The organism is Peterkaempfera griseoplana, assembly GCF_001418575.1.
GTDB lineage: Bacteria > Actinomycetota > Actinomycetes > Streptomycetales > Streptomycetaceae > Peterkaempfera > Peterkaempfera griseoplana.
In genome coordinates this window covers 1-10274 of record NZ_LIQR01000483.1, presented here as the reverse complement: position 1 = coordinate 10274, position 10274 = coordinate 1, and the positions used below count along the sequence as shown (strand labels likewise).

The 10274-nt window shown below is 71.9% G+C and carries 8 protein-coding genes, 1 tRNA gene and 1 other RNA gene; 7 read left to right on the top strand and 3 right to left on the bottom strand.

The window, feature by feature from the left end:
• Nucleotides 1-83: 83 nt before the first annotated feature.
• A complete protein-coding gene (locus tag AOK09_RS30475; protein WP_055590461.1) occupies nucleotides 84-620 on the top strand; it encodes a DUF4240 domain-containing protein in 537 nt (178 codons plus the stop codon).
• A 279-nt stretch (nucleotides 621-899) separates the two neighbouring features.
• A complete protein-coding gene (locus tag AOK09_RS30470) occupies nucleotides 900-3287 on the top strand; it encodes a PA14 domain-containing protein (protein ID WP_245687555.1) in 2388 nt (795 codons plus the stop codon).
• A 298-nt stretch (nucleotides 3288-3585) separates the two neighbouring features.
• Here the strand turns inward: AOK09_RS30470 and AOK09_RS30465 are convergent, their stop codons facing one another.
• A complete protein-coding gene (locus tag AOK09_RS30465; RefSeq protein WP_055590460.1) occupies nucleotides 3586-4551 on the bottom strand; it encodes an NADP-dependent oxidoreductase in 966 nt (321 codons plus the stop codon).
• 126 nt (nucleotides 4552-4677) lie between these two features.
• Here AOK09_RS30465 and AOK09_RS30460 point away from each other — a divergent pair, with 126 nt between their 5' ends.
• A complete protein-coding gene (locus AOK09_RS30460) occupies nucleotides 4678-5658 on the top strand; it encodes a GlxA family transcriptional regulator (RefSeq protein WP_055590458.1) in 981 nt (326 codons plus the stop codon).
• A 13-nt stretch (nucleotides 5659-5671) separates the two neighbouring features.
• On the opposite strand, the gene AOK09_RS30455 is transcribed toward AOK09_RS30460, so the two are convergent.
• Nucleotides 5672-7312, bottom strand: coding sequence for a phytoene desaturase family protein (locus AOK09_RS30455; protein WP_055590457.1), 1641 nt, complete (start codon nucleotides 7310-7312; stop codon nucleotides 5672-5674).
• Nucleotides 7313-7949: 637 nt separating this feature from the next.
• Between AOK09_RS30455 and AOK09_RS38455 the strand changes: the two genes are divergently transcribed.
• Together AOK09_RS38455 and AOK09_RS30445 are read left to right on the top strand one after the other, a co-directional pair.
• Nucleotides 7950-8144, top strand: coding sequence for a hypothetical protein (locus AOK09_RS38455; protein WP_217698513.1), 195 nt, complete (start codon nucleotides 7950-7952; stop codon nucleotides 8142-8144).
• Nucleotides 8145-8158: 14 nt separating this feature from the next.
• The gene (locus tag AOK09_RS30445) at nucleotides 8159-8479 is read left to right on the top strand and encodes a type II toxin-antitoxin system PemK/MazF family toxin (protein WP_265736752.1); all 321 of its coding nucleotides are present in this window, start codon (nucleotides 8159-8161) and stop codon (nucleotides 8477-8479) included.
• A gap of 98 nt (nucleotides 8480-8577) precedes the next feature.
• Here the strand turns inward: AOK09_RS30445 and AOK09_RS30440 are convergent.
• A tRNA-Ser gene (locus tag AOK09_RS30440) sits at nucleotides 8578-8662 on the bottom strand.
• A 107-nt stretch (nucleotides 8663-8769) separates the two neighbouring features.
• On the opposite strand from AOK09_RS30440, the gene ffs reads away from it, so the two are divergent.
• Nucleotides 8770-8866, top strand: an RNA gene (ffs, locus tag AOK09_RS37095) — signal recognition particle sRNA small type.
• Nucleotides 8867-8925: 59 nt separating this feature from the next.
• Nucleotides 8926-10274 (top strand): DNA polymerase III subunit gamma and tau (locus AOK09_RS30435; RefSeq protein WP_157876100.1); only part of this gene is annotated, 1349 nt, incomplete at its 3' end.

The window sequence follows — 10274 nt, the reverse complement described above, 5'->3', positions numbered from 1 at the left end:
CAGCCCGGCACCCAGCCCCGCCCCGGCCGCCCCATCACCACCGAGCCGCCGGACTGTCCGACCCCGCTGGGATGCTCCCCCTCATGGACATCGACCGGTTCTGGGACCTCGTGGAAGAAGCCCGCCGCAGCGTCGACGACCCCGACGACGCCCAGGACATCGCCTCCCGGGCGACAGCACTTCTGGCCGCCTGCGACCCCCGGGAGATCCTCGACGCCCAGCAGATCATCTGGGACCTCATGGCCACCGCCTACCGGGCGCCTCCCTGGGCTGCGGCCTACCTCATCAACGGCGGCTGCTCCGATGACGGCTTCGACTACTTCCGCGGCTGGGTGACGACCCGGGGCCGCGCCACCTTCGAGCAGGTCGTCGCCGACGCCGACCGGCCGGCCGACCTGTCGGCCGTACGCAGAGCGGTGGTTGAGGGTGTGGACCTGGAGTGCGAGGAGATGCCGGGCATCGTCTGGCACGCCCACCGTCAGGCAACCGGTGACGATCTGCCGGCCGACAGGTTCACCCTCAGCCACCCACCCCTTGACCCCGACTGGAACTTCGCCTTCGAGGACACCGCCCGGGTCGCAGCCCGGCTCCCCCGCCTCGCCGCCCTCTGCCTCGACTGAGCAACCCACGACCGCAGTTGAGTGAGAGTGACGGGACGCATGCCGACCCACGGGGTGGACACCGCTCGCTGTGCCTGGTCCGGGAGCGGAACGGCGGGCCACGCGGCCGGTTCAAACGACTCGTCAGGGGCGAGGCGGGTGGCGTAGAGTCCGCAGGCCGGCCGATCTTGGGCTGCGCCCGGACTGCCTGCCCCATGTCTCCGCCTGGCTGCGCCCCGGTTCCCACTGCTGGGCCTGAAAGGGCCGTTCACTGTGACCACTCCCATACGGCTGAGATCCGTGGCTGCCGCGACCGTGACGGCGGCCGCGGCGAGCCTGCTCGGTGCCGTCCCGGCCACCGCGGCCGTCAGCTGCGCTTCCCCGGTGTGGAAAGCGCAGTTCTACGCCAACACGACCTTCAGCGGCACTCCCAAGCGGACCGCCTGCGACACGGCGATCAACGAGAACTACGGCACCGGTGACCCCGCCGGCGTCACCCTGCCCAGGGACAACTTCTCCGTCCGCTGGACCATGAGCCGCAACTTCGGCTCCGGCGGCCCGTTCACGCTGTACGCCGCGGCACGCGACGGAGTGCGTGTCTACGTCGACGGCGTGCGCAGGATCGACATGTGGCGGAACGTCTCCACCACACAGTCCAGGACGGTCCACGTGACCATCCCCTCCGGCACCCACACCCTCCGCGTCGACTTCGTGGCCTGGACCGGCTACGCCAACGTCAAGTTCAGCTATGCGCCGCTCACCTCCGCCGGCGTCGACAAGGTCAGGCCGCTGGCGCCGACCGGTGTCACCGCCGTCTACAGCGCCACCGGCCGTGCCGCCACCGTCCGCTGGGCGCGGAACCCGGAGATGGACCTCGCCGGCTACCGCGTCTACCGGCGGTTGAGCGGCAGCAGCACCTGGACCAAGGTCAGCGGCACCGCCCTGCTCACCGGAACCTCGGCCACCAACACCCTGCCCGCCACCGGCCAGACCTTCTACTACGAAGTCCGCGCAGTCGACAAGGCCGGGCACGAATCCGCCGGAAGCACCGACCGAGCCGTCACCACCGTCGACAGGACACCGCCGGCAGCGCCGTTCATCGAGATGGACGCCTGCCCGGACAACGCCCCTTATGCGGCGCCCGAGTTCGTCACCACCACGGCGAACCGGGCCGGCATCGCCTGGTACGAGGCCCAGCGCCGCAACCCGGCCACCGGCGCCTGGACGACCGTCTACTCGGGTGCGAAGGGCGCGTTCTGCGACACCGGTCAGCCCGCCGACGGCAGCAGGGTCACCTACCGGGGGCGGGCTCGGGACGCGGCCGGCAACTGGTCGGCGTACTCCCCCGTCACGACCGTCACCCTCTCCGACCGCACACCGCCCGCGGCCCCGGGCGTCCGTGCCGACTACCGGTCCGGTGTACCGCACCTGGTGTGGACGCCGGTCACGGGCGCCGTCTCCTACGAGGTGTTCCAGTACGACCCGGCGACCGGCGGGTACCTCGACGCCCTCGGCGCCAGGGCCACCACCACCGGGACCGACGTGGTGCCGCACCAGCAGCTGGACGTCGGGGACTGGTACCGGTACGCCGTCCGCGCGCTGGACGCCGCGGGCAACGGCTCCGCACTGAGGGAGATCACCCTCTCCATGCCGGAGCGGCCCGGCGCTCCCTCCCCGTACGGGCTCAGGGCGATGGCCACCGGCTACGGGGTGGTGCTCACCTGGTACGGAGCCGACCCCTGGGCTGCCGACAAGGACCACCTCCCCACGTACCTGATCGAGCGCACCGACCCGGCGACCGGCGACACCGTGACCCTGGACAAGTGCGCCCCGTACGCCTCCGACGGCCCCGACGTGCCGCCCACGAGCTATCCGGCCAACGTCCGGTACGACACCGACCCCGAGTACGCCGCCGCCCGGGACGTCGTCTACTCGGACTGCATCGAGGCCACCGGTGCCTCCGAGACCACCTACGAGTACCGCATCGTCGCGGTCGACCGGTACGGGCACCACTCCGGGCCCGGCGCACCCGTCACGATCACCACCGCGGACACCCGGCGGCCGGCGCCGGTCGTCGGCCTGACGGCCGAACCCGTTCCGTTCGGGGTCCGGCTCAGCTGGAGCCCCCCGGCCGACGACGACGTGCTCGGCTACTACGTGTGGCAGAGCACCACCGACCCGAACACCGGCGAGACCGTCTGGGAGAAGAACTGCTGGGCAGGGGAGTCCCCGTCCGGCACCGAGATGCTCTGCCCGACCCTGCCCGACGGCCGCGAGCACAGCTACCGGGTGGCCGCCACGGACGCTGAGTTCATGGACCAGGGGATCGACTTCTTCCACACCGCGGAGGTCTCGGTCACCCTCCCCGACACGCTGCCGCCCGGCTGGAGCGGAACCACGATCACCGAGGACGCGTACCCGGATCTGTACATGAGCTGCGGCGAGACCATCTTCGACATGCCGTGCGGCGACTTCACCGACTACCGCTGGGAACGCTGGGACCCCGGCACCGGCTCCTGGACCACACTCACCACGGGCAAGGTCAACAGCGCTGCTGTCTACATGGACACCACGGTGCACGAGGACCCGATGGGGCTGTACTACTACCGCGCCGTCTACTCCGGGGGCTCGGGCGCGGAGCAGGTCGTGAGGCAGAGCGCGTTCGGGATCTGGGGTTACCGGTACTGATCGACGCCGCCGTCACCGGGGCCGGACGGCCCCGGGGCGGCTGCGGGGCCGACCGCGTTGCGGGCGCGGCGGAGGAGCGACCGGGACGGAGTACGACGAGGGCCCGACCGCGGCTGCGGCCGGGCCCTTCGTCCGGGCGGGGCGGGCTGTGGAGGGCGCGGGAGGCGAACACGAGGCCTACGGAGTGGCTGCCCCGGCGGGTTCCTGACACTGGCGGACGCCGGTAGGCAACCGGAGGCGGCCCGGACGGATGGCGGGGGTCGCTGCGCAGTGCGCTCCCTCAGCTGTCCGGGCGTGGTCAGTCGGTCACGGTGAGGACGACCTTGCCACGGGTGCGCCCGGCCTCGACGCGGGCGTGGGCCGCACCGGCCTGCTCCAGCGGGAAGGTCTCCTCCACCTCGACGGCGACCTCACCGGCGTCGATCAGGCCTGCGATGGTGGTCAGCGCCGCGCCGTCCGGCTCGACCAGGTACGGGGTGACCCGCACCCCGGCCGCCTCGGCGGCCCGGGACAGTTCCGGGGAGACACCGGCCGGGACGGCGACCAGCAGGCCGCCCGGGCGCAGGACCTTCAGCGAGCGGGTGCTGGTCCGGTCATGGGCGTCGCCCACCAGGTCGATGACGACGTCGACGTCGGCGGCGGCGTCCTCGAAGCGGGTGGTGGTGTAGTCGATGGTCTCGTCGGCGCCGAGTTCCTTCAGCCAGGGGTGACGGGCGGCACTCGCGGTGGCGATCACGTGGGCGCCCAGGTGCCGGGCGAACTGGACCGCGAAGTGGCCGACCCCGCCGGCGGCCGCCGTGATCAGGACGCGCTGGCCGGCCTGCACCCGGGCGGTGTCGACCAGGGTCTGCCATGCGGTCAGCGCCGCCAGCGGTACGGCGGCCGCGTGCACATGGTCGAGGGTGGCCGGCTTGCGGGCCCACTGGCGGGCCGGTGAGGTCACGTACTCGGCGTAGCCGCCGGCGGCGCGCGGGAACCACGGCATGGCGTACACCTCGTCGCCGGGCGCCAGCGTGGTGACGCCGAAGCCGGCCTCCTCGACGACACCGGAGACGTCCCAGCCCAGGATCAGCGGGAACGTCTGCAGCCCCGCCATGCCCTGACCCACGCGGGTCTTCCAGTCCACCGGGTTGACACCGGCGGCGTGCACCCGCACCAGCACCTCGGTCGGCAGCGGCACAGGGCGCGGGACCTCCTCGACGGTCAGCACCTCCGGCCCGCCGAACTCCGTGATGGTGACCGCCCGCATGGTGTGCTCGCTCATGTCGTCCTCGTTCATGTCCGTCTCGCTCTTTCTCTGCCGGGGCCGCGGCCCCGGCAAAGAAAGAGTGGCGGGTACTTGCAGAGGCGGGTGAGTGGCCCGGGGGTCATCCGTCGTACCATTCCGGCCATGCCGCACCGTGTTGTCGTCCTCGCCCTCGACGGAGTCCTGCCGCTGGACCTGGGCATCCCGGCCCGGGTGTTCAACGAGGCCCGGGAACCGGACGGGACACCTCTGTACACCGTCAGCACCTGCTCCCTCGGCGGCCGGCCGGTGCGTACGCACGAGGACTACCGACTCCTCGTCGACCACGACGAGTCGCTGCTGGAGACCGCGGACACCGTTGTGCTCGCCACCCAGGAGCCCGGCGAGCACCTGCTCGCGACCGGTGCGCTCCCCGGGGAACTGGCCGCCGCGCTGGACCGGATCGGCCCACGGACCCGCATCGTCAGCCTGTGCACCTCGGCCTTCCTGCTCGCGGCGGCCGGTCTGCTGGACGGTCGGCGGGCCACCACGCACTGGTCGCTGTGCGACGCGCTGGCGCGGCTCTTCCCCGGCGTCGAGGTCGATCCGGACGTGCTGTTCGTCGACAACGGACGCATCCTGACGTCCGCGGGCGGAGCCGCCGGAATCGACCTGTGCCTGCACCTGGTCCGTCTGGACCACGGGGCGGCGGTGGCCTCGGCCGCCGCGCGGCGCTGTGTGGTGGCGCCGTGGCGCGAGGGCGGGCAGGCGCAGTTCATCGAGCACCCGGTTCCGCAGGACAGCGACCGTTCCACCTCGGCGACCCGGCAGTGGGTGCTGGACCGGCTGGCCGAGCCGGTCGCGCTGGAGGACATGGCCCGGCACGCGCACATGAGCGTGCGCACCTTCACCCGGCGATTCCGCAGCGAGGTGGGCAGCAGCCCGCTGAAGTGGCTGGCGCAGCAGCGGCTGGCGCACGCACGCCTGCTGCTGGAGTCCACCGACCTGACCGTCGCACGGATCGCCACCGCCTGCGGCTTCGGCGACCCGGTCGCCCTGCGCAAGCACTTCCACACGCACCTGGGCCTGTCACCACTGGCCTACCGTCGCGCCCACCACGCACCGGAGCCCATGGCGGCACGGTGACCACCCGGCCGGGTCATCGCCGCGACCACGCCCCACCGACCGCCCTGCGCGCCGCGTCACCCCTGCTGCTCCGGCGCCTGCCGCGGATGAGGTGCTGGGCCACGAGGTGCCCCGACCCGGCGCCGAGGCCGGCGCCGGGGTGGGTCGAGGCGCCGATGTGCCACAGGCCGGGTACGGGTGTGGCGTGCCGGGCCGCGCTCGGCAGGGGGCGCCACAGCAGGGCCTGGTCGAGTTCGGCCGAGCCGCCGTAGGGATCGCCGCCGACCGCGTTCGGATTGTGCGCCATCAGGTCCGGCGGTGTGACGGCATCCCAGGCGAGCAGCTTCTCCTGCAGGTCGGGCGCGTGAAGCGCGATCCTGGCCAGGACCCGTCGGACGTATCCCTCGGTCAGCTCCTTCGTCCAGCGGCCGCGGGCGTCCAGTTCGCCCGCCGCGTCGCCGGTCGGCTCGTAGGGCAGTTCCTGGAGCTGGATCCACAGGCTCGCCGCGCCGTCCGGCACGCGTGAAGGGTCCAGGACGTACTGCTGGCCGACGACCAGTGTGGGCCTGCGCGGAAGCAGCCCCGCCTCGGCCTCCGCGCACGCGATCCCGGTGCTCGCGGACCCGTCGCTGAGATGGACCAGCGGGAGGCCGGCCAGGCGCGCGTCCCGCCAGCCGAGCGGGGCCGAGAGGGCGACGTGGACCTGCATCGCGGCGCGTCCGTACCGGTAGCGCGAGGCCTCCTCGCGGACGGCGGGCGGCACGGGCGCGTCCTCGGGCAGCAGTTCGCCGTAGAGCGCGGTCGGGGTCACCGAGACCAGCACGGCGTGGCGGGCCCGGACGGTCCCGCCGTCGGTGACCACGCCCATGACCCGGCCGTCCGTGAGGAGCAGCCGCTCCGCCGACCGCCCTGTGGAGATGTGCACCCCGAGTTCGCCGAGCAGTCCCTCGAAGGCGCGGACGAAGTTCCGGGCGCCGCCCGCCACCACGGGCATGCCGAAACCGTGCAGCGTCGCGGCCATGACGGGCAGCATCAGACCGCCCAGGGCATGGTCCGGAGACAGTCCGGCGTGCAGCAGCCAGGGCGTCCACAGCACATCGGGCTCGTCGCCGCGGAAGGTGCCGCGGCAGTAGGAGCGACCGCTGGTCACGGCAGCACGCAGCCACTCCTCGGCGCCGCCGAGGCGCTCGCGGCGCAGCAGTTTCGCCACATGCCGGAGCACACGGGGCGAGCGTGGCTCGCCGCCTAGGATGCCGCCCAGTGCGTCGGCGTTGTCGAGGAACCTCCGCAGCACGGTGAGGTAGGCGGTTCGGTCCTCGGAGTGGCCGAACATCTCGGCGGTGGCCGCGGGGTCGCGGTGGGCGAGGACCACACGCCCCTCGTCGGTGACGGTGCCCGCGATCAGTCCGTCGGTGTTGCGGTACTCCAGACCGTGACGGTGCAGGTCCTCACCGAGGGCGGCGTAGGCCCCGCCGGACACGAACAGCGGGTGCCACGAGGAGTACGTGTCGTGCAGGTAGCCGGGCAGGGTCCGCTCCTCGGTGGCGATGAAACCGCCCAGCCGGTCGCTTCCTTCCACGAGGGCCACCGACCAGCCGCTCCTGGCCAGCTGGGCAGCGGCAACCAGGCCGTTCACGCCGGACCCGATCACGACCGCGTCGAAGGTGGGTGTCATCAGCGCTCCTCTGACGTGAGGGATGGGACGCCAGGACTCCGCCCGGGCGAAACCATCACCAGCGAGAACGAGGGCGCGGCCCTCCCCGCTCCAGCGTTCCGCTCAGGCGTCGGGCTGTCCAGCGCTCGCAGCCGCCACCCCGGGCCGTGAGCGTCGCGCCGGGTGTGAGTGCCTTGCCCACGAAAGCAAACCCCCGGATCAGGTGGAACACCCGTACACCACCTCCAAGGACGCAACCCCCGCGGTGGAGTGCTTGGCTGAGCGGTGGCTGAACCTGGCCGGACAGGCGTGAATGAGACCAGAACTGAGACCAGGCCCTCCCGGGGCAGGTTCACAACACTGTTGCGCAGCGGGCGGCTGGGCGGCTGGGCGGCTGGGCCGAAGCTTGTACCGGCCGCGGGCCGGTGAATCCAACGGTTGTCGCTTGACCGATGTGGTCCTGCCTACGGACACTCGGTGTACGACAGTTGTAAGACCGACTGGAGGCGACGCCGTGAGTGCTGCAGCCACATCCAAAAAGTCAGCCAAGCGGTCCAGCGGCCGTCCTCACCGGACGCCGGTGACACCCGGCCTGGGACCCAGCAGGCTGGCACAGGTCCGGCTGCGGGCCGACGAGCTGGAGGCGCTACAGGAGGTCATGCGTGCACTGAACCTCAGCTCCACCTCGGACGCGCTCCGAGAGGGGCTTCGTCTCCTTGCCCGCGAAGCCGCCGAGGTCGGGGCGGCTGACGAACTCCGCACCTTCTATCAGGGGCAGCCCGCGCCGCTTCCCGAAGGAGTGACGCCGCCGAGCGAGGCCGACCTGGAAGAAGTGGACGAGATGCAGTGGTGACGCCAGGCGCAGCCATGCGCGGCGAGGTGTGGGCCTGCGCGTTCCCCCAACCTGTGGGCCCTCATCCGGTCGTCGTGCTCACTGTCAACCGCATCGCCGAACCTCTGTCTTCGGTCACCGTTGCGCTGATCACCGGTACGGTCGGTCCTTCCGTCACTCATATCCCGATCGGTCCCGACTCGGGGCTCACCAAGTACGACGAGTCCTATGTGAACTGCGCGGACCTGCACACCGTCGCCAAGTCGCGCCTGCGCAGAAGGCTCGGACTTCTGGCGCCGGCCGAGCTGCGGCGAGTGGAGAACTCGGTTCGTCTGATTCTCGGACTGCAGCACTGAGCCGAGCTCGCCCGTTGAAACCACAGATGAGACTACGGAACGACGAGGGGCCCGACCGCAGCGCGGTCGGGCCCCTCGTCTGCCCAGGTGGGCGGGTGCGGAGGATACGAGATTCGAACTCGTGAGGGGTTGCCCCCAACACGCTTTCCAAGCGTGCGCCCTAGGCCTCTAGGCGAATCCTCCGTGGGAGAGCTTACTAGATGCCGGAGGGTGCTCGCGAACCACTACCCGTGACCGTGCTCCGGTTCCGACCAGCGGTTCGGAGTGGGCCGGAGATCCGCTACTCTGGTGCCAGCCCCTCGTGCGGCGTCATCTCGCTGAACCCCCCCAGGGCCGGAAGGCAGCAAGGGTAGGTGAGCTCTGGCGGGTGCACGGGGGGTCCTGTGTTTGCCGGGGCGGAGGGACGAGGGCGCCGGTTGTCGGTCCGTCCCCATATCCTCGTTGACGTGTCTCTCGCCCTGTACCGCCGCTATCGCCCCGAGACCTTCGCGGAGGTCATCGGTCAGGAGCATGTGACCGACCCGCTCCAGCAGGCGCTCCGCAACAACCGGGTCAACCACGCCTACCTGTTCAGCGGCCCGCGCGGCTGCGGCAAGACGACCAGTGCGCGCATCCTCGCCCGCTGCCTGAACTGCGAGCAGGGCCCCACGCCCACCCCGTGCGGGGTGTGCCAGTCGTGCACCGACCTGGCGCGCGGCGGCCCTGGCTCCATCGATGTGATCGAGATCGACGCCGCGTCGCACGGTGGTGTGGACGATGCGCGTGAGCTGCGCGAGCGGGCCTTCTTCGCCCCGGTGCACAGCCGCTACAAGATCTTCATCCTGGACGAGGCCCACATGGTCACCTCCGCGGGCTTCAACGCCCTGCTGAAGGTGGTCGAGGAGCCTCCGGAGCACCTGAAGTTCATCTTCGCCACCACGGAGCCCGAGAAGGTCATCGGGACCATCCGCTCCCGCACCCATCACTACCCCTTCCGCCTGGTGCCTCCCGGCACGCTGCGGGACTACCTGGCGGAGGTGTGCGGGCGGGAGTCCATCCAGGTCGAGGAGAGCGTCTTCCCGCTGGTGGTGCGGGCGGGCGCCGGCTCGGTCCGGGATTCCATGTCGGTGATGGACCAGCTGCTGGCGGGTGCGGACGAGCGCGGCGTGACCTACGCCATGGCCACCGCCCTTCTCGGCTACACCGACGCCACGCTGCTGGACGAGGTCGTGGACGCCTTCGCGGCCCACGACGGAGCGACGGTCTTCCGGGCGGTGGACCGGGTGGTCGAGGGCGGCCACGACCCCCGGCGGTTCGCCGCCGACCTGCTGGAGCGGCTGCGCGATCTGGTGATCCTGGCCGCGGTGCCGGACGCGCTGGAGAAGGGGCTGATCGACGCCCCCGCGGACCGGGTGGAGGTCATGGCGCGGCAGGCGCAGTCCTTCGGCCCGGCCGAGCTCAGCCGGGCCGCCGACATCGTCAACACCGGCTTGACCGAGATGCGCGGCAATGCTGCGCCGCGGCTCCAGCTGGAGCTGATCTGCGCCCGGGTGATGCTGCCCGGTGCCTACGACGACGCGGTGTCGCTGCAGGCCCGGCTGGACAAGCTGGAGCGGCGCGCCGCGGTGGGCGGGGTCGCCCTGCCGGCCGCCGGGGGCGCCGCCCAGGTCGTCCAGGCCCCGGCCGTTCCGGCCGCGACCGTTCAGGCACCGGCCGTCCAGGCACCGGCCGTCCAGGCGCCGGCGGCCCCGGTCCAGCAGATGCACTCCGCTCCCGCCCCCTCTGCCGCGCCGGCCGCCGCGCCCCCGTCCCGGCC